Annotated in this window: 19 protein-coding genes; 10 read left to right on the forward strand and 9 right to left on the reverse strand. The window is 58.3% G+C overall.

The features are described 5' to 3' along the window. Positions 1 to 86: 86 nt before the first annotated feature. Both AC19YT_RS06225 and AC19YT_RS06230 read right to left on the reverse strand, forming a co-directional pair. Positions 87 to 533: a hypothetical protein gene (locus AC19YT_RS06225; RefSeq protein WP_500609941.1), complete on the reverse strand. Its 447-nt coding sequence runs from the start codon at positions 531 to 533 to the stop codon at positions 87 to 89. Positions 534 to 899: 366 nt separating this feature from the next. Next, entirely contained in the window at positions 900 to 1,820 is a 921-nt protein-coding gene (locus tag AC19YT_RS06230) for a universal stress protein (RefSeq protein ID WP_095108370.1), read from the reverse strand. A 266-nt stretch (positions 1,821 to 2,086) separates the two neighbouring features. Between AC19YT_RS06230 and AC19YT_RS06235 the strand changes: the two genes are divergently transcribed. The 4 genes from AC19YT_RS06235 to AC19YT_RS06250 all read left to right on the forward strand — a co-directional run bounded on the left by AC19YT_RS06235 (position 2,087) and on the right by AC19YT_RS06250 (position 5,753). Further along, entirely contained in the window at positions 2,087 to 3,160 is a 1,074-nt protein-coding gene (locus AC19YT_RS06235; RefSeq protein WP_095108369.1) for an NAD(P)-dependent alcohol dehydrogenase, read from the forward strand. 38 nt (positions 3,161 to 3,198) lie between these two features. After that, the gene (locus tag AC19YT_RS06240; RefSeq protein ID WP_095108368.1) at positions 3,199 to 3,441 is read left to right on the forward strand and encodes a hypothetical protein; all 243 of its coding nucleotides are present in this window, start codon (positions 3,199 to 3,201) and stop codon (positions 3,439 to 3,441) included. A 45-nt stretch (positions 3,442 to 3,486) separates the two neighbouring features. Next, complete coding sequence (locus AC19YT_RS06245) at positions 3,487 to 4,725, forward strand: MgtC/SapB family protein (protein WP_500600334.1); 1,239 nt, start codon at positions 3,487 to 3,489, stop codon at positions 4,723 to 4,725. A 104-nt stretch (positions 4,726 to 4,829) separates the two neighbouring features. Beyond that, a complete protein-coding gene (locus AC19YT_RS06250; protein ID WP_500609942.1) occupies positions 4,830 to 5,753 on the forward strand; it encodes a universal stress protein in 924 nt (307 codons plus the stop codon). A 54-nt stretch (positions 5,754 to 5,807) separates the two neighbouring features. Here the strand turns inward: AC19YT_RS06250 and AC19YT_RS06255 are convergent, their stop codons facing one another. Next, positions 5,808 to 6,371 (reverse strand): GNAT family N-acetyltransferase, encoded by a 564-nt coding sequence (locus AC19YT_RS06255; protein WP_500609943.1) that lies wholly within the window; start codon positions 6,369 to 6,371, stop codon positions 5,808 to 5,810. Positions 6,372 to 6,596: 225 nt separating this feature from the next. Here AC19YT_RS06255 and AC19YT_RS06260 point away from each other — a divergent pair, with 225 nt between their 5' ends. Continuing rightward, entirely contained in the window at positions 6,597 to 7,508 is a 912-nt protein-coding gene (locus tag AC19YT_RS06260) for a universal stress protein (RefSeq protein WP_095108364.1), read from the forward strand. An 85-nt stretch (positions 7,509 to 7,593) separates the two neighbouring features. Here the strand turns inward: AC19YT_RS06260 and AC19YT_RS06265 are convergent, their stop codons facing one another. Continuing rightward, on the reverse strand, positions 7,594 to 8,337 hold the full coding sequence (locus tag AC19YT_RS06265) for a helix-turn-helix domain-containing protein (RefSeq protein WP_095108363.1): 744 nt from the start codon (positions 8,335 to 8,337) through the stop codon (positions 7,594 to 7,596). A gap of 325 nt (positions 8,338 to 8,662) precedes the next feature. Here AC19YT_RS06265 and AC19YT_RS06270 point away from each other — a divergent pair, with 325 nt between their 5' ends. After that, positions 8,663 to 9,547, forward strand: a complete 885-nt coding sequence (locus AC19YT_RS06270) for a universal stress protein (protein ID WP_500609944.1) — start codon at positions 8,663 to 8,665, stop codon at positions 9,545 to 9,547. Positions 9,548 to 9,610: 63 nt separating this feature from the next. Here the strand turns inward: AC19YT_RS06270 and AC19YT_RS06275 are convergent, their stop codons facing one another. Beyond that, the gene (locus tag AC19YT_RS06275; protein ID WP_095108361.1) at positions 9,611 to 10,036 is read right to left on the reverse strand and encodes a potassium channel family protein; all 426 of its coding nucleotides are present in this window, start codon (positions 10,034 to 10,036) and stop codon (positions 9,611 to 9,613) included. 322 nt (positions 10,037 to 10,358) lie between these two features. Between AC19YT_RS06275 and AC19YT_RS06280 the strand changes: the two genes are divergently transcribed. Both AC19YT_RS06280 and AC19YT_RS06285 read left to right on the forward strand, forming a co-directional pair. Further along, the gene (locus AC19YT_RS06280) at positions 10,359 to 11,306 is read left to right on the forward strand and encodes a universal stress protein (protein ID WP_095108360.1); all 948 of its coding nucleotides are present in this window, start codon (positions 10,359 to 10,361) and stop codon (positions 11,304 to 11,306) included. Positions 11,307 to 11,378: 72 nt separating this feature from the next. Continuing rightward, complete coding sequence (locus tag AC19YT_RS06285; RefSeq protein ID WP_095108359.1) at positions 11,379 to 12,764, forward strand: MBL fold metallo-hydrolase RNA specificity domain-containing protein; 1,386 nt, start codon at positions 11,379 to 11,381, stop codon at positions 12,762 to 12,764. A gap of 291 nt (positions 12,765 to 13,055) precedes the next feature. On the opposite strand, the gene AC19YT_RS06290 is transcribed toward AC19YT_RS06285, so the two are convergent. Further along, positions 13,056 to 13,634 (reverse strand): hypothetical protein, encoded by a 579-nt coding sequence (locus tag AC19YT_RS06290; RefSeq protein WP_500609945.1) that lies wholly within the window; start codon positions 13,632 to 13,634, stop codon positions 13,056 to 13,058. A 366-nt stretch (positions 13,635 to 14,000) separates the two neighbouring features. Here AC19YT_RS06290 and pmrG point away from each other — a divergent pair, with 366 nt between their 5' ends. Together pmrG and AC19YT_RS06300 are read left to right on the forward strand one after the other, a co-directional pair. Continuing rightward, positions 14,001 to 14,690, forward strand: coding sequence for a lipopolysaccharide core heptose(II)-phosphate phosphatase PmrG (pmrG, locus tag AC19YT_RS06295; protein ID WP_256576547.1), 690 nt, complete (start codon positions 14,001 to 14,003; stop codon positions 14,688 to 14,690). Positions 14,691 to 14,692: 2 nt separating this feature from the next. Beyond that, positions 14,693 to 15,565 carry a phosphatase PAP2 family protein gene (locus AC19YT_RS06300; RefSeq protein WP_500610001.1) on the forward strand — a complete coding sequence of 291 codons (873 nt, stop codon included), beginning with the start codon at positions 14,693 to 14,695 and terminating at the stop codon, positions 15,563 to 15,565. A gap of 21 nt (positions 15,566 to 15,586) precedes the next feature. Here AC19YT_RS06300 and AC19YT_RS06305 read toward each other — a convergent pair whose 3' ends face one another. From AC19YT_RS06305 to AC19YT_RS06315, 3 genes are all read right to left on the reverse strand, one after another. Further along, positions 15,587 to 16,849, reverse strand: a complete 1,263-nt coding sequence (locus AC19YT_RS06305; protein WP_500609946.1) for an OprD family porin — start codon at positions 16,847 to 16,849, stop codon at positions 15,587 to 15,589. A 129-nt stretch (positions 16,850 to 16,978) separates the two neighbouring features. Then, positions 16,979 to 18,133: an iron-containing alcohol dehydrogenase gene (locus AC19YT_RS06310; RefSeq protein WP_500609947.1), complete on the reverse strand. Its 1,155-nt coding sequence runs from the start codon at positions 18,131 to 18,133 to the stop codon at positions 16,979 to 16,981. Between the two features lie 25 nt (positions 18,134 to 18,158). Continuing rightward, positions 18,159 to 19,313 (reverse strand): iron-containing alcohol dehydrogenase, encoded by a 1,155-nt coding sequence (locus tag AC19YT_RS06315; protein ID WP_500609948.1) that lies wholly within the window; start codon positions 19,311 to 19,313, stop codon positions 18,159 to 18,161. Positions 19,314 to 19,319 lie beyond the last annotated feature (6 nt).

A 19,319-nucleotide genomic window follows, 5' to 3' on the forward strand; every position in this document is an offset into this window, starting at 1 on the left:
GCAAACGCTTCGACTTCAAATGCCCGATCGAGGTGATGGGCGAAGTGATGCAAGAAGCCGTGGTGATGCGGCATGATGCTCCCGCTTCAATTCAATAACCGTGTTGCACTCAGATCCTGCAACCGCCCTGTCATAAATTTTGCGATAGGATTTACGAATGCTGAAGCAATGATAAATGCTCCAGGCGGGAATGACGTGTAAACGGATTGTCCGCCTAATGTTTCAGATGAAACAATCGGAAGATTGGGCTGATCTGCAAGGTCGCTCACCGTGTTTGGTTTTTCTTGGTCATTGCACTCCATCCCTGGTGCACTTAGTGAGAACCAATGTTCGCTGATTGGAAAGGCTCTATATCGACACAGTATGCCTGCCGAGTGAAGAACCACTTCATCATTCCACCATCTTTGACTCCAGTGCGGTTTTGATGGGCTACCACCAGCGAAAGAGTGGATAAACAACCCCAGCAACATCCATATCGCAATCAGAGCCAGGAAGGGCGCGGCTCTACTCGGTGTTATTTGACCAATCTTCATAGCTTCCTCAGTTCGGCGTGTAGGGTTTGCGTTCAGCTGCAGGCGGCGGATTGTATCTGCTGTCGATACAGACTGCGACTTGTGGGGTTTTTGTTCATACGGCAGGACGCCCGGGGGTGGGGGCTTCCACCGCCGGCCAATAAAACTCGCCTTTGGGAATGCCGGCGGCGGCGCGCCGCTTTATCAGAGATATTATCAACGCCGACAGTCGGCGATTGTGACCAGCCCTTGAAAACCGATCCCCCCGAAAGCCCCGCATTTCCTAGCCCACACCCTCCTCAGAGTCAATAGGTAACCCCGGTCATTTGAGCGTTCATTCCTCATTCTCCCGTTACCTATTTTGTTGAAACGCGCTTTATCCATCGTTCAGATTTTTTCCGGGGAAACTACCCACACGCTGCAGGGTAACTTGTACAGCAGATGTTCTACCGTACTGCCAACCAACCGCTCCATGCTGCGGTGTCCAACGCGTCCCATTACAATCACATCGGTGTCATAGGCCTGCGCATAGCTGGACAGCACCTTGGCCGGATTGCCCATGATCATGTGCTGGTGTTCCGGCGGGATACCATTGCGTTCAGAAAGGTCGCGAAACGCATCAGCCTGCGCCTTGAACAGCGACTTGGCTTTTCCCGAGGAGAAAAACGCCGATCCATTGCTGAAACCGAACTCGTCCGCACTGATGCTGGAAAGGTCATGGGCGTAGATCACGTCCAGTTCTGCATTACAGGTGCTCGCCAGTTTGGAGGCCTCGCGCAGAATACGGTCGTTGAAGCCTTCGTATTGCTCATCAGAATGAAAAGGGTCAACGGCGGCGACGATCTTGCGCGGTAAAGTGTTGTGCGAATGACTGACAAAATGCAGGGGCACCGGGCATTCACGTAGCAGGTGGATATCCAATGGCGTAAACATCAGGCGTGACAACAGCGATTCGTGTTCCAGTGCCTTGATCAATACGGCCATCGGCTGTTCTTTGAGATGTATGAGGATTTCCTGCAAAGGCCTTTCGACCCAGACGACTTCCGTGGTGACGTGCACACCGATCTTGCGCAGGGGGCGGGCCTGGTCTTCGAGCCACTGACGATGGCGCTCGACATAGCCCAGCCGCATCTGTTCCAGTGCCTGTCCATTGACCAATCCTGCAGTCGCCAGCCCTTCAAGATAATCGAACGCCACGATGTGCAGGGCAGCACCTGAGGCCTTGGCCAAGGCAGCGGCCCGGTCGAAGGCGGGGCTGTTTTCCATCAACGGCGAAACGACCAGCATGAAGCGTAATTGATCGGACATGACAGATCTCCGGTAGGTAATCGCTTGCCCCGATGGCTGCGGTGTTATTGGGCAGTGAAGCCTTGAATCTAGCCTGCCGCTGTTCAGGGCGCCGGGTTTGATCTTTGTCAAATGGAAGGGAATGGAGGGTGTTGCCCGACGTGCGGTTGTCCCGGCTTCGTCCAGTGACGAAATTGTTGACCATTATCAATCTTTCGTCCGATACCCAGGCGCAGTCTTTGGGCTCCTGCAGACTTTGGCTTACATAAGTAAAAGGAGGGGTCACCATGGCAACCATGAGAGCGGCTGTTTTTGTCGAAAAGAACCGAATCGTACTGGAAGACAAGCCCGTCCCTGAAGTCGGACCGCTGGACGCATTGATCCGTATCACCACCACAACTATTTGTGGCACTGACGTACACATCTTGCGCGGTGAATACCCTGTGGCCAAAGGGTTGACCGTGGGCCACGAGCCGGTGGGCGTCATTGAGCGGCTGGGATCGCAGGTGCGCGGTTTTATCGAAGGGCAACGGGTGATTGCCGGTGCCATCACGCCCAGCGGGCAAAGTTATGCCTGCCTGTGTGGCTGCGGCTCCCAGGAAGGACCAGACACCCGCCATGGCTTTCGCGCAACCGGCGGCTGGAAGTTCGGCAACATCATCGATGGCTGCCAGGCCGAGTACGTGCTGGTGCCGGACGCCCTTGCCAATTTATGCCCGATTCCTGATGAACTCAGTGACGAGCAAGTTCTGATGTGCCCGGACATCATGTCTACCGGGTTTTCGGGGGCCGAACGAGGTGAGGTGAATATCGGCGATACCGTTGCCGTGTTTGCCCTTGGCCCCATCGGCCTGTGTGCGGTCGCGGGTGCGCGCCTCAAAGGCGCGACGACGATCATCGGCGTGGATGCCGTGGCCGAGCGGATGACTGTCGCACGACAATTGGGTGCGACCCATGTGGTCAACTTCAAGGACGGTAACGTAGTCGAGCAGATCATGGCGCTTACTGATGGCCGCGGTGTCGATGTGTCCATCGAGGCGCTGGGTACCCAGGGTACTTTCGAATCTGCCCTGCGCGTACTACGTCCGGGTGGTCGACTGTCCAGCCTCGGTGTTTACTCCAGCGATCTGCGCATTCCCCTGGACGCCTTTGCTGCAGGGCTGGGGGACTACAGCATTGTCACCACTCTGTGTCCGGGCGGGAAAGAGCGCATGCGTCGCTTGATGGCAGTGGTGCAAAGCGGTGGAGTGGACCTGTCGCCGCTGGTGACCCACCGTTTCAAACTCGATGATATTGAAGCGGCTTATGAATTGTTTGCGCACCAACGGGATGGCGTGATGAAGGTCGCGATCACCCCGTGAGGGTGTCCTCGTTTACTCGAAGCTGTACGGAGGTCTCTATGATCATTGATATCAAGGAGAGACCGGCAAGCCATTGCTGGGTCGTGTGCATGGATGCCTTGCAAGTGAACGTCTACACGCTGGGAGAAGCACCGGCGTTTGTTGGCCAACTCAAGGCGCGTATCGAGGCGCCACATGTCTGGCCAAGTGGTACCGGCCGGGCAGACGACACAAGACCGATGCCTGACCGTCAAACGGCTTACTTCAATGGCAAGCGTGTCTACGTCGACCGCGTGGAGTAACAACGTGGACCAGTGTGGGGCGCAGTTCAACCAGTTGACGATCCAATGAACGGAGCCATTGGGCTGACAGGAGCAGCCGCAGCGCTGGGGATTGGCATGCTCATCGGTCTTGAGCGCGAACGGCACAAGGATCAGGGTGAAACCCGCGCTTGTGCCGGTTTACGGACGTTCGCCATTACGGCGTTGCTGGGTTATGTGGCGATGCAGGTCGGTGGTGGTTTGCTGGTGGGCATCCTGGCCATCGCTCTGGGGTTGCTCGTCACCGTGGCTTATTGGCGAAGCCTGAGCAACGACCCCGGGGTGACTAGCGAAGCAGCATTATTTACGGTGTTGGTATTGGGGGCGTTGTGTGCCACAAACCCCGAGCTGGCGATTGCTGTCGGTGTGGTGATGGCAGGATTGCTGACCTATCGGGAGAAGCTTCACTACTTTGCCCGCAGCCAATTGACTGATGCGGAGTTAGGCAACGGCCTTATCCTGCTGACGGCTGCGCTTGTCGTGCTCCCCTTGGCACCGGACCGTTTTATCGGTCCCTACGCGGCCATCAATCTACGCACTATTTGCAGTCTGACCGTATTGCTGATGGCAGTGGGGGCAGTTGGGCATATCGCCGTTCGGGCCCTGGGGACCCGCTACGGATATGCGATCAGCGCCATTGCCTCCGGTTTCGCTTCCAGCACTGTGACGATCGCTGCCATGGGTCATCTCGTCGCCCGGCAGCCCAACAATATCAAGGTTCTGAGCGCGGCCGCGATCCTGTCCAATATGGCCACCGTTACGCAGGTCGGCTTGATCCTGGGGGCGGTCGATCCCGGTTTGCTGCGCCATATGTGGGGGCCATTGATGTCGGGAGCCGCCGCCACGGTGTTGTATGGGGGATGCCTGATGTTTCCCAAGTCAGCGATCGAGGCCAACCAGCCGATTAAAGTCGGTGGGGCGTTCAACCTCAAGCTGGCCCTGATCGTCACATTGACCATGACCGGCATTACCTTTGTTTCGTCTGTGATGCTCAGCCATTTCGGCCAGCTGGGGGTAATGTTGACGGCAACGTTCAGCGGATTTGCCGACGCACATGCTTCCACAGCGTCGATTGCCACCTTGGCCAAGTCTGGTCAGTTACCCTTTGATGCCATTGTCGGGCCTGTACTGATTGCGATCAGCAGCAACTCCGTCAGCAAATGCGTGGTGGCGTGGGTCAGCGGCGGGCGCCGCTTCGCCGCTTACGTGATCCCGGGCCAGGTGTTGCTGACCCTGGCGTTATGGGCAGGAATGGGGCTGTTCTGATGGATATCGCGCGCGCAACTGATAAAAATCAAGTGGTCGGAACAAGGAGTAATCAATCTGTGGTTCTACTCTCGGATTGAAATGGCCGTGTGCTGAGGTGCCCCATGTCGCAATCTCAACGTTTACTCTTGATCGCTCCTTCAGCCATGGCTCGGACACCGGCATTTGACCGGGCTGCTGCGCTGGCGCTCGCGATGCAATTTCCGTTGCATATCGTGGCGTTCGACTATTCCCAGGCCCTGGCGGTGGCCGGGCTGTTCGCCCCGGAACAATTCAAGCGAGCTCGGGACGGCTATTTGCAAACCCATCGCCAATGGCTTGTGGAGCAGGCTGGATTGATGAGCAAGCAGGGTGTCGAGGTCACCAGCGAGGTGGTGTGGGTACAGCATCCTTATGAGGAGATTCTGAACTTCATCAATGAGATGCCGCTGATGTTGATCATCAAGGACGCCCAGGAAGAGTCAGCGTTCAAGCGAGTATTTTTTACTCCGCTGGATTGGCAGCTGCTACGCGATTGTCCTGTACCGGTGCATCTGGTGACGACTGCGTTGAATGCCCGACCACGCAACGTGCTGGCCATCATTGATGTGTTGCGCGATGAAGATCAGGACCGTGTGTTCAACGACCAGATTATCGAGGCAGCGGCGAAACTGGCGGCGGTCTGTGATGCCAGTCTTGAGTTGCTGCATGTGTATGACTGGACGGCTATATACGTCCAAGACATGGGCTTTGGCGCATTGCCGCTGGCCACCGGCGTTTATGAGATGCGGGGAACGGCACAGCATGAGACATTTGCCTCCATCGCTGAACGTCACGGCGTGCCTCCGGAACGTCGTCAGTTCATTGAGGGGGTACCCGTGCCGAGTATCTGTGAATTCGTCTCGGACCACCGTACCGATGTCGTTGTCATGGGCACGGTGCAGCACAGGGGCTTGAGCAAATTAATCGGAACCACCGCCGAGCAACTCCTGCATCGGGCGCCGTGCAGTGTGCTGGCGATCAAGCCAGGAAGAAAGCTGCAATCCTGAGGGCTGGATCGCCCCGCGATGAGCCATTGGCGGGAACATCGCGGGGGCGATTTTCTACAGGTAAAGTCGATGAATCACCTGATGGCTGTCGTCGGGATCATTGTGCGTTTCGAATCCGAGCGCCTTGGCCAGGTCGCGCATGGGGGCATTGCTGGACGAGTCCACTGAATACATCTGGCGAAAGCCGTTTTTGCGGGCTGCCTTGATCAGGTGGTCCATCAGCAATGCGCCCAGACCCAGCTGCGTCCATTCATCGGCGACCGTGACGGCACATTCACACTCCTGCTCACGGGTGGCCGCGTAACGGCTGATACCGATCTCGACCAGTTGCCCGTTGTCATGGACCAGGGCGATGTAGGCCACACGCTGTTTGTTGTCCGTGTCCATCAACTGATTGAGCATCGCAGCGCCGGGTTCGCTGATCTGCGCGAGAAAGCGCATATGACTGGATTCGGGAGACAGCCGTTTGATGAAGGCGTATTCACGGTCGCGATCCTTCTGCGCCAGTGGTCGGATCAAAACGTGGCGACCGTCCCTGAGCGCTTCTATCCAGTATTGGCCGTCGACCGCGGCATAGGTGGCCGCGGCCCGATCGTTGTGGTCTTTGACGGTAAGCATGGGGTGTTCCTCCAGTGCGGTTTGCAAGATTGGCATGCGGCAAAAAATTCGCGTTTGAGTTCTTTTCTACTCCGCTGGCCACGTTTGAATCTGATCTGGATCAGACAGCTGTGCCGGCGGCACCGGTTTGCGTGGGCTTGATGTAAATCAAACCGCGCCAGCTGATAGAGCGCAGTCTTGAAAACATCCCGGCACTGTACGACCGGAGTCGGACGGAGGTGTGTGATGGGGCAATATCAACGTTTTCTGCTGATCGCTGACCAAACCCTGCATCAATCTCCCGCCCAGCTACGTGCCGTCGCCTTGGCCAAGGCAGCCGGGGCCGTACTGGATGTGCGGGCCTTTGTCGAACCGGCACCGGTGGTGCATTTATGGCAAGAAAAAGTCGATGACGCAGAGCAACAGCGGTATTTGCGTCGCTACCGCCGCTGGGAGGCCGAAGAGCTCGATCGACTCAGCGACCTGGGGCTGGAGGTGACGGTCAAGGCCGTCTTCACCACCCATGCACTGCTGGATATCTTGAAGACGGTCGAGGATCTCAAACCCGACCTGTTGATCAAGGATGTAACCCTTGAACCTGTGCTCAAGCGAGTGTTCATCACCCCGCTCGATTGTCACTTGTTGCGTGAATGCCCGATCCCCGTGCATCTGGTCAACCACGTTCGTTACAGCTTGCCGCACCGAATCGTGGCGGCAGTGGATCCGTTCGATCCGTCGACACAATTGAGCGGTTTGAACGACACCATCATTCAGACGGCCAACGTCCTGGCCCTGCAATGCGATACGCCGTTGCACCTGCTTTACGCCTATGACCTATCGCCTGCTTTCAACAGCGACGCGCCATTGGCCGGGGGCGGTTGGGGCGTGGATCTGAGCGAAGAACTGCGTCAATCCTTGCACCAGGCGTTTGTTGCACTGGCGGAGCGTCACGGGGTGCCACCGGAGCGACGGCATTTCGTCATGGGACTGCCGGTGCCGGTGATCAGTGAGTTTGTCGAGCAATACCTGGCCGATGTCGTGGTGATGGGTACTGCGCATCGGGTGGGGCTCGATCGGTTGATCGGCAGCAATACAGAGCGGGCGTTGTACTCTGTGCCGGGCAGTCTGTTGGTGGTCAGGTCGCGTGTCAGGGAATGAGCATTGTCGCGTCGTTGAACTGACCTGTGCGCAACAGCGCCATCCAGAACCATGGCACGCATGTAGATTCTCCAGGTTGGAGGTGTCAACGGAGGTTGCGATTGCAGCCCACGATCAGTTGCTTGAGCCCGCCCATGTTCAGGATGTTGACGTCGCGGCCGCTTATTTCCACCAGTCCCTGGTCACGCAGGTGCGCAATGCCTCGACAGATGGTTTCCAGGCGCAGGCCCAGATAGGAGCCAATTTCCTCCCGACGCATTTTCAGCACAAAACTGCTGGACGAATAACCACGGGCCTTCAAGCGCTGCGACCAATTGAGGAGAAAAGCGGCCAGGCGTTCATCCGAGTTCATGTTGCCCAGCATCATCAGCATGTCGTGATCGCGAACGATTTCCCGGCTGAGGATTTTGTTCAGGTTGTGCTGCAACGAAGGCAGTTCTCGGGCAAGTTTTTCCAGGTGAGCAAAATGGATGGGGCAGACCTCGCTATCTTCCAAAGCAACGGCATTACACGCATGCAGATCGGTGCTGATGGCGTCCAGACCAAGCGTTTCGCCGGGGATCTGGAACCCCGTGACTTGCTCGCGACCATCGACCGACAGCACGCTAGTCTTGAACGAACCGATTCGCACCGCATACAGCGAACGCAACGGGTCGCCTGCGCGATAAAGCGCCGCGCCCTTTTTGACCTTGAATCGTTGCACGATCAGTGTGTCGAGACGTTCGATTTCCGGACCGGTCAGGCCAAGCGGCAGGCACAGCTCCAAGACGCTGCAGTTGGAACATGCAGACTTTAGGTTTTGACTTTGAAACGGCCTGGCTTCAGACATGATCTAAATGCCCCCGTATGGATGGGCTTAGCATAGGTGCTAATAGCCCAAACCACTGTTTTTTCCGACCTATTGTGGACGTAACAGACAAACGGGTAGAAAACCGTTCTGTCGGCTGGCTCCCATGCGCAATTCAATTCATATGCAGTCTTTGAGATTTGATGCAAATCAAGTCATGAGCGCTGCAGGCGCTCAGAATCGAAAAAACCTGTTGGTGGCCTGATCCTCTAGAGGAGAAGTTCATGAGCGATTATCTGAGTGCCGAGCAACTGCAGGCACATGACGTCCAGGCTGAGCCGAATATCCACCCCACGGGAGATTTTTCATGAGCCAGTATCAACGCCTGTTACTGATCATCAACCCGGCGTTGCGCCATTCCTCAGCCATTAATCATGCAGCGGCGCTGGCCAAGGCCAGCGGTGCAAGTTTGCATATCGCGGCGCTGAGCCCTTCGTCCAAATGGTTATCGCTGCTTGAAGAGGGCGATCGAGAATCGGGTCGGGAGCGGTACCTGCAGGACCATCGCGGCTGGCTTGAGGCTCAGGCCGAAAATTTGCGTGGCAGGGGGATAGAGGTGACCACCGAGGTGGCCTGGGCCGAGGACATCAAGCAAGACATCATTGAACACGTCACGGACATGCAACCCGACGTGTTGGTCAAGGAGGTTCAGCATGAGTCCGCGCTCAAGCGGGCCTTCTTCACCCCGTTGGATTGGCATTTGTTGCGTCACTGTCCAGTGCCGGTGTTTCTGGTGGGCGGGAGCAGCTTCGTTTTGCCTCGCAAGGTAGTAGCAGCGGTCGAGGTATCGGATGTCGAGTCTACCGACAATGAACTGAACGACCGAATCATCAAGCAGGCTTGCAGCCTTGCGATGCAGTGCAACGCCGAGCTGCATTTGCTGTATGCCTGCGATATCTCGGCCGCTTTTCTGGCGGACATAGGCGGCCTGACCCTCGCTGACCTGACCCACGCGCTTCGCAGAGACCTGGAAACGTCGTTCATTGAGTTGGCAGATCGGTTCGGAGTGCCCTCCGATCGTCGGCATTTCATTGAGGGAAACCCGGTGAAGGCGTTGAGTGAGTTTGCCGATGAACACAATGTGGATGTGATCGTGATGGGCAGAGTCCAGTCCCATGGTGTGGACAAGCTTCTGGGCAGCACGACAGAGCATATTCTGTATCAGGTGCCCTGCTGCGTTCTGGCGGTCTAGATCCTGTGCGTACCAGACTTGATCCAGACCGTCAGTTGAGTCTGATACGAGTCAGAAAGGGGATTATTTGCGCTTCCAGTACTTTTGCATTTCCAGAAACAGGAAGGATGCGGTCCATGTGATGAGCACCAGCCCGGTAAGGGCTTGCAGGCCGGTCAAGTATTTGAGGTTGCCCACAGGCGAAATATCGCCGAAGCCGATGGTCGTGTACGTCGTAAAGGAAAAGTAAACGCAGTCCATCAGCGAACCGTCGAAGTTGCCCGTCAGGCTGCCCCATCCCCCTGAGTGCACCATCAGGTAATAGACCAGCGCAAAGCACCAGACCTCTATGGCGTGGGCCAGGAGGGCGCCGAATACGCCAACCACGATTCTGAAGCGGTTCCACACCTTGAGCCGGGGCAGCCAGTCATTCAGGCGTAACAGGCATTCGTAGTGGATCACTACGGCGATGACCACCACCAGCGTATTGATCAGCGTGACTGCCAGCATGGCAAATCTCCAGCGATAGGGGAGGCAGTGCATCTGCGTAGTTCTGCGCGAGGAAGCCGGAAAATCGTTGAGCTGAATCAACAAGGGTTTAAGTCATCGAAAGCCAGTCGCTCCGTTAACGATAGCTGTTGAATAGTTGATAAAAGTCAGATCCCCCCTCGGCATAACGCCAAATAATCGAACTGCCGCTTTCCGGTCGCAACAAGTCGACAGGACTTGTTGCTGGCTGCAGTCATGAGTTCGCTCGAGTAACAAACGTTTGACCCAAGGCTCGACAACCAGGCGGGTTTGCACTCAGGCAGGTTTCAGGGCGAGGTATGTGATGCTCAAACTCAAACGCATTCTATTGATAGCCCCCAGCGAAATGACCCTGACCCCGGCGTTTGAGCGTGCACATGCCTTGGCGGGTGCAACCGGTGCCTTATTGCACATTGTCGCGTTCGATTATGTCCAGGCCCTGGCGGTAGCCGGTCTGCTTGACCATGACGCGATGGCACAGGCACGAGAAGGCTATCTGCAGGTTCACCGTCATTGGCTGGAGCAGCAGGCCCGGTTTCAACGATGCAGCGGCATACAGGTGACCACCGAAGTGGTCTGGGCCAGGTCGAACCTGACAAACCTGCTGGAATACGTGAACGACTTTCTTCCGGACCTGGTGATCAAGGACACCCATTATGTGCCGGCTCTGGACCGCGCCTTTCATCGGCCTGTGGACTGGCGATTGCTACGCGAGTGTCCGACCCACCTGCACCTGGTGACCAGCGCCCAAAATCCCAAGCCCTTGAAAATTCTCGCGGCGATCGATCTGTCCCATCTGGAGGAGCTCACTCAGGGATTGAATGACCGAATACTCGACCTGGCCTCTACTCTGGCGGCCAGTTGCGGTGCGCAGTTGCACTTGCTTAACGTCAGTCGTTGGTCAGAGATAGGCGATGCGCCGATGAGTGTACCGACAGGCAGTCTTGATGAGAATTTGAGAGACGCTATCGAGGATGCCCAACAAGAGGCTTTCGATGTGCTTGCCGAGCGCTACTGCATCAAGGATGCCCACCGACATTTATTGACGGGCTCCCCCGACAAGGTTATTGCACTGTTCGCTCAACAGCATGCTTTCGACATGGTAGTGCTGGGCACGGCTTATCACCATGGGCCTGAGCGGTTTATCGGCGATACCGCCGAAAGCGTGTTGAACCGGGCACCGTGCAGCTTGATGATCGTCAAGCCATTAGCCTTGCCCGATTTAAAGCAACGCCGTAGAGCTTGCAGTTGATAAAAATCAACTTGCCGTGAGCCAAAAGGAGCGATCAATAGCGCTCCCCCTGAATGCGCAAGGAAAACGGCCATGCGAATCACATTTCTAGGTGCCGCGGGTACGGTGACGGGTAGCAAGTACTTGCTGGACCATCGCAACCAACATGTGCTGATCGATTGCGGTCTGTTCCAAGGCTACAAACAACTGCGATTACACAATCGGGACCCGTTCCAGCTTCCGGTCAGCGATCTCGACGCCATTGTCCTGACCCATGCCCATCTCGACCACAGCGGCTATTTACCTGTCCTGGTGCGCAATGGGTATCGCGGCCCGGTCTACGCCACGCCCGCTACCTGTGAGCTGGTGAAAATTCTGCTGCTGGACAGTGGCCGACTGCAGGAAGAGGAGGCTGAGTTTGCCAATCGGCATGGCTTCTCAAAGCACAGCCCGGCGTTGCCGCTTTACACTGAGCAAGATGCCGAGCGAGCACTAAAACTGTTGCGGCCGGTGGAGTTGCACCACAAGTTGAAAATTGCCTCGGATATGACCATTCAACTTCGTTGTGCCGGGCATATCCTGGGGGCCGCGACGGTGGAGGTGATTGCTGGCGGCCAGACGTTGGTGTTTTCAGGGGATTTGGGGCGGCCTGACGATCCTTTGATGTTCGCTCCGGAAGCTGTAGAACAAGCGGATTATCTGTTGGTGGAGTCTACCTACGGTGATCGCCAACATCCGGACGAGTCGCCACAGGCGCAATTGGCCGAGGTCATCACCCGCACGGCGCTACGCCGAGGGATCACCCTCGTACCATCGTTCGCGGTTGGGCGCGCTCAGTTGCTGATGTATCACCTGTATCAGTTGAAGCGCAAACGGGCGATTCCCGATATCCCAATCTACCTCAACAGCCCGATGGCCACTGATGTCACGATTCTGTACCAGCGCTTTCGGAGCGAGCACAGATTATCCATGGAAGACTGCGAAGGTATGTGCCATGTGGCGCAATTCGTACGCACCGTAGATGATTCGAGAGCGCTTGATCAGCAACGCACCCCAGCGGTGATTATCGCCGCCAGCGGCATGGCGACAGGAGGGCGGGTGGTCCATCACCTCAAGGCACTGGCTCCCAATCCGATTAACACGCTGCTGATGCCTGGCTTCCAAGCCGGTGGCACCCGTGGCGCGCAAATTGTTGCGGGAGCGTCTTCGGTTCGTATCCACGGCAAAGAAGTGCCAATCGGTGCCGAGGTAGTTCCAATGCAAACACTGTCCGCACACGCCGACGCCGATGAAATCATGCAGTGGCTGCGTGGGTTCAAGCGACCTCCAAAACATACCTTTGTCGTCCACGGGGAACCTAACGCGTCGGATGTGCTGCGCCGGCGTATCAGTCTGGAGTTGGGGTGGTCGGTTTCAGTGCCGGAGTATCGCGATAGCGTCGAACTCTCCAGCATTGAATCGCGCGTAGATGAGCCGTAGCAGTGCTGTAAGCGCGATGTCTGAGTTTGAGTTGGACGTAGATGAACGGAATGAGTATGGGCAATGGCGCCGCTGGACCATCCTGCACAAGCAGTGGCACGCGCTGACCGGACGAGAAACGACATTGAACCAGCTTCATTGGCGGCCACCTCATTACACGGGTTTGTCGAATCAGCAGCTTAGGAGGCTTATGAACATATCTGACATAGCATATGGTTTAACATAATATACATTATGCGAACCATCCTATGCGGAGCTGGGGGGCTCTGGCGGTCAGATTTGAAGCCAGGCTCATGACGGTTTAGGCTCCTTGCCTGGCTTGGGCTGAAAATCGGCCGGCGTCATTCCGTAACACACGATGAACACATCTTTGCTACCCAGCTCACGATACCAATGCACAACGTCCTCAATCAGTTCGTCCAAGACACCGATCAAAATATCGTCGTAACCTCCAGGAGCTCCGGCTTCATATCGATAACGCGCATTAGTGAAAACTTCCCGATCCTTCTCGATCCAATGCTCGTGACGATCAAGCCGGATACGTTGCCTGATCGGTTCAGGTATCGCATGAAACAACGTAAGCAGATCGTGCTTATTAGGCCCTTTGTCTTTCCGATAAGCCGGAATTCTGTCTGTCGCTTTCAAATGCTCATGCGCAGTTTTTATTGCGCCCATGTCCAGTTCGTAAGTTTCATTGACCTGGCCAAGGTTGCCATTGGGCTTTGATACGAAGCTTTTGAGCAGGATTTCCATGCCAATTGCAGCATTGATCTGCGCAATGTCCAGCATGTCATGGCCACGTCTAAGGTGCTTCGCAGCCTTCAAATAGCGATAAGCGCTTTCAACCATCCAGGGCGACAAATTTGTCATTACAACAGTCCTTTCACTCATTTTTGTTCAGTTCTTAGACACCAAAGCCAGGAGCTTCGCAACGCTGGAGCCCTTGATTTACGTGGCTTGTTACCGATTACACGTGTCTGCTGCAGCTTTGCAAGATAACGCACATGCTTGGAAGATAGCGACCAAGGATGAACGACCCCTAGTTCATTTAATGCGCTACCCTCCTCCTTAATAGCTGATGATTATAACTAAACTAAATGGTTCTTTAGTTGAGTTATAAATAGACACTGCAACAACCCCCGCTCCATAAGGTTTTTTTCACTTCCCCTTCACCCTCCCCCCACACCCCCGCTCCTACAGTGCTCACATTCCCGTCCTGCCTGTCGGAGTGACAGCATGCTGCAAGGCGCTATCGAAACCCCCGTGTTTGCATCCCGCCCTAAGTGGCGCCGCCGGCCCGGCGCAAAAGCGCTGGCCATTGGCCTGTTTACCCTGCTGGCCCTGGTCGCGCTGACCACCTGGCTTTCGTCGAGGACTCTCATCATGAATGTGGGCAATGAACAGCAAATGCTCAGCCGCGGGATTTACGCCGATTGGGCCAAAGGTGCGGTGATTGTCCTGATCCGCCATGCCGAGCGTTGCGACCGCTCGCCGAACCCCTGCCTGGGCGACCCCGGTGGTATTACAGTCGAAGGAAGTCAGGCCGCGGCCGACGTAGGCCAAGGCATTCAGCGCTTGGGCCTGGAGCAGGCGCAAGTGCTGAGCAGCCCTACGGTGCGCACGCAGCAGACGGCGCATTTTATGTTCGGCGATGCCGTTGCCACCCAGGACTGGTTGAACCGATGCGACCGGGATTTCGCCGACACGGCTTTCAAGCACAAAACCGAAGGCCACAACCTGGTGCTGGTGACCCACAGTGGTTGCATCGACTATGTCGAGCGTCAGTTGAACGTCCCTGGCGGCGAGCGTTCAAGCGCCTATGCCAGCGCCCTGTTCATCTCCATGGGCAGCCAGGGCAAAGCGCGCATCCTCGGCCAGATGAACGCCAACCAGTGGCGCACACTTGCCGCCGGCGCCGGGCAATGAACATGCAGGCACCGTCCCGTTCGCGCTTCTATCTATTCAACCTGGGCCTGCCGATGTTGCTGGCGATGGCGGTGTTCCTAGTGTTTGACCTGACGGAGTTGGACCGCGCTATCAGCAACCTGTTGGTTGACCCTGCCAGTGGCCAATTCCTGATGCGCCAAAGCCGTTGGTTCGAGATCGTCACCCATAAATGGCCCAGGGTCCTGCCGGATTGGACCGGCGAATGGGCGCTGATCGGTTCGTTGCTGTCGTTTGTCTGGCCACGCCTTGCCAGCCGTCGGCCCAGCCGCTTTCTGGAGAAAACCCGCATCGCCCCGTTGCTGCGCTTTACCACCCGGCACCGCCGCGACTTGCTGTTCGTCGTCGTCGCTTTTGCCCTGTGCACCCTGGTTATCCATTACCTCAAAAGCCACACCAGCGTGTACTGCCCGGTGGAAACCACGCTCTACGGTGGCACTGAGTTGCGCAAGGAATGGTTCGAGAATTTCACGTGGTTGGACAAGGCCGGGGCTGGTCGCTGCTGGCCGGGCGGCCATGCGTCCAGCGGGTTTACCTTGCTGGCCCTGTATTTCGTTGCCCTGCGCCACCGCTGGGCCCATGCGCGCAAGTTGCTAATGGCGGTGCTGCTACTGGGCTTTTTTTACGGCACCACCCGGGTACTGCAAGGTTGGCACTACATGTCCCACACCTTTTGGGCGGGGTTTTTCGTTTGGTTGACCACCTGGCTGACGGCGCTGTTTTTCTATGGGCGGTTGGCATTGCAAGCGCCTATGCGAAGTGTTCCAGGCACGCCCTGCTTCGCCCTGAAAAACAACCACCTTCTCAATGGCTGGGCTGAGTCGTGCCCCCGCACCCGCCTCAGTGCCAAGAACTGAAGCGGATGCGGGCGTGCAGTATCAGAGCGCCGAGAAGGCGTAGCTGACGATCAGGCGGTTTTCGTCGAACTCCAGGCTGCTGTAATCGCGGCGCAACGTGCTGTTGCGCCATTTCAGCGTGAGGTTTTTCAGGCTGCCGCTTTGGATCACGTAGGCCAGTTCACTCTCCCGGCCCCACTCCTTGCCGTCGCTGACGGTGGCAGTGTGCACGTTGTCGCCGCTGATGTAGCGGTTCATCAGGGTCAGGCCCGGCACGCCGACGCCGGCGAAGTTGTAGTCGTGGCGCAATTGCCAGGAGCGTTCTTTGGCGTTGTCGTAGCTTGAGTTGTAGCTGTCGTTGGCCAGGGTGCCGCCGCTGGTGCCGTTGACACGCATCCAGGCGTTGTCGCCACTGACCTTTTGCAAGCCCACATAGAAGGTGCTGCTACCGTACTTGGCCGAGAGCATGGCCGAGGCGGTTTTGTTGTCCAACTCCCCTGCCCGCTCGCTGCCGCTTTCCTTGCCGATGAAGTAGCCCAGGTTGGCGCCCAGGGTCCAGGCACCGACGGCTTGGCTGTGCACCAGGTTGATGAACTGTTGGTTGTAGATGTCTTTTAGCTCGGCATTCCACAGGCCGAGCATCGTGCGTTTGTCGTTGAACGTGTATTCACCACCGGCGAAATTGAAGCGATCGGAGGTGACCCCGCCCAAACCGGTCATCGACATATCGTCCATGCTCGCGTCGTTGCGCGGGCTGTTGCCACGGAACTGGCCACCGTAAAGGGTCAAGCCGTCGATTTCCTGGGACGTAACCTGTGCCCCGCGCATGGTCTGCGGCAGGGAGCGGCCGTCGTCGGAACGCAGGATCGGCAGCACCGGCATCCACTCGCCGACTTTCAGCTCGGTCTTGGACAGCCGCGCCTTGAGCGCCACTCCAAGGCGCCCGAAGTCATCGGCCGGACGGCCGTCGTCGTGTACCGGCAGTAAATGGGTGTTGGTGGTGCCCCGCCCGCCGTCGAGCTTGAGGGCGTACAGGCCTAGCACATCCACGCCAAAACCCACGGTGCCCTGGGTGAAGCCGGACTTGGCGTCGAGGATGAAACTCTGGGTCCATTCCTCGGCCTTGCCCTGGGAATACGCCGGGTTGGTGAAATTACGGTTGATGTAGAAATTGCGCGCCGTGAGGCTGGCCTTGGCGTCCTCGAAGAACCCGGCGCTTTCCTGGGCCGCGGCGGGCAGTGCCGTGATGGCCAGGGCCAGGCTGCTGAGGGCCAGTTGAGCGTTGGAGCAGGTACGACCTTTCATTGTTTTTATTCTCTTGGTTAAAACGCAGGTAAAACCCTGCCCTGCGCAGTTGCGGACGATCCGTAAAAAGCCAGGGGTAAAGCCGATACGCCCGCGTACCGCGTTGCGGCGCGGGCGCCATAGCGTGGGTCAGTAGATGCCGCGGTAGATGGCTTCTACATCGTGCTCGGTCATGTCCGTGGGGTTGCTGTCGATAAGGCGGCGGATGCCCACCACCACCTCGGTGGCCATCAGCGGCAACGCCGCTTCGTCCACGCCAAGGTTGGACAGGCGCAGCTCCAGGCCACTGTCGGCCACCAGGGCCTCGATGGCCTGGACAAAAGCGAGCGCCGCGTGCGCTTCATGCTCGAAATGCTCCCCGGGCAACAGGTACGCCGCCAATTCGGCATATTGGCGCTGGGCCGCGTGCAGGTTGAAGCGCAACACCGGCGCCATCACCAGGGCATTGGCGTGGCCGTGGGGAATGTGGAAGCGCGCGCCCAGCGGATAAGCCAAACCGTGGATCGCCGCCACCGAGGCATTGACGAATGCCATGCCGGCCATCAGCGAGCCTTGCAGCATCGCGGTGCGCGCGGCGACGTCGCGGCCATCGGCCAACACCTTGCGCAGGTTGGCGCCCAGCAGCGCCAAAGCGGCTATGGCCAAACCATCGGCGATGGGGTTCTTGCGGGTGCGGCTGGTGTAGGCCTCGATGGCGTGGACCATGGCGTCCAGGCCCGTGGCCGCGGTGACTTTGGGCGGCAGGCCGAGAGTCAGCTCGGGGTCGAGCACGGCGATGTCGGGCATCAATTGCGGCGAATACACCGCTTGTTTACGTTGCTGCTCGTCAGTGATGACCGACACCCAGGTCACTTCCGAACCGGTGCCCGCCGTGGTTGGCACCAGCACCAGCGGCACCCGTTGGCCCAGGGCCTTGTCGGTGCCGTAAAGGTCTTCCAGGGGTTGCTCGCTGCGGATCAGCAAGGCCACCAGTTTGGCCGCGTCCAGGGAACTGCCGCCACCCAGGCCCAGCACCGCATCGGCCTGGAACGAGCGCGCTTGCTCGGCGGCTTGCTTGACCACCGTGGCCGAAGGGTCCGGCACGACTTGGTCGTACACCGTCACCGCACAACCGGCCGCGGCCAGCGCCGTTTGCGCCTGGGCGGCAAAGCCCAGGGCGACGATGCCCGGGTCGCACACCAACATCACCCGTTGCGCGCCGAGGCCCGCTAGCAGGGTGCCGACGCTACTTAACGCACCGGCCTCGCAGACCACACGGGGCACGCTTCTGAATTCGTAATTCATGCTCATTCCTCTCAAGGGCCTGGGGTCACAACACCGAGGCGTAGATGGCGCGGGCGTCTTCGCGGCGCACCGGGCGCGGGTTGTTGATGAGCAAGCGCTCGACCTTCATCGCGTCGTCGGTCAGGCGATCCAGGTCCTCGGCGCTCACGCCCACCTCCTGCAAACGCTGGGCAAACGGCATGCGCGCCACCAGTGCGGTGATAAAGCCGATAAAGGCGTCGCAGGCCAGGGCCGGGCTGGCGAAGCGCTGGCCCGGCAACACCGCCGTGGCCAGCTCGGCGTACAACGCCTCGGCCGCCGGCCGGTTGAAATTGAGTACCGGCACCAGCACCAGGGCGTTGCTCAGGCCGTGGGGCACATGGAACTGCCCGCCCAGCGGATAAGCCAGGGCATGCACCGCCGCCACCGGCGAGTTGGCGAACGCCATGCCCGCCAGCATCGAGCCCAGGAGCATGTCCGAGCGTGCCGCCAGGTCGCCGGGCTCGGCCAGCACCCGGTCGAGGTTGCCCGCCAGCAGGCGCAGGGCCTGCACGGCGAGGCCATCGGAAAGCACGTTTTTCTTGTGCACGCTGGTGTACGCCTCAATGGCGTGGACCATGGCGTCCACCCCGGTCATGGCGCTCACGGCGGCCGGCAGGCCCACGGTCAGGCGCGCATCGAGCAAGGCGATGTCCGGGTACAGCAAGGGGCTAACCACGCCTTTTTTCTCGTGGCTGGGGGTGGTGACGATCGCCACCGCCGTGACCTCCGAGCCGGTGCCCGCCGTGGTCGGCACCTGGATCAGCGGCAAGCGCGGGCCTTGGGCCAGGTTGATGCCGTAGATCGCCTCCAGTGCCTGCTCGCGGCCACACAGCAGGGCGACGAGTTTGGCGGTGTCCAGGGAGCTGCCGCCGCCCAAGCCGATCACCGCTTGGGCGCGGCAGTTGCGCGCCGCGTCCACGGCATCCTGCACCGAGGCCGCGGGCGGGTCGGCTTGTACGTCGCTGTACAGCGTTGCCTCCACGCCGGCCTCACACAGCGCCTGCAACGGCGCGTCGAGCAAACCGGCGCGCAGCAGGCCCGGGTCGCTCACCAGCAGCACCCGCTCGGCCTTGAGTTCCCGGCACAGCGTACCGAGGCGCAAGGCGCCGTCGATTTCGCAAATCACCCGGGGCGTGGTTTCAAAGTTAAATGTCGACATGCTTGC

Source organism: Pseudomonas sp. MF08875 (assembly GCF_059862525.1).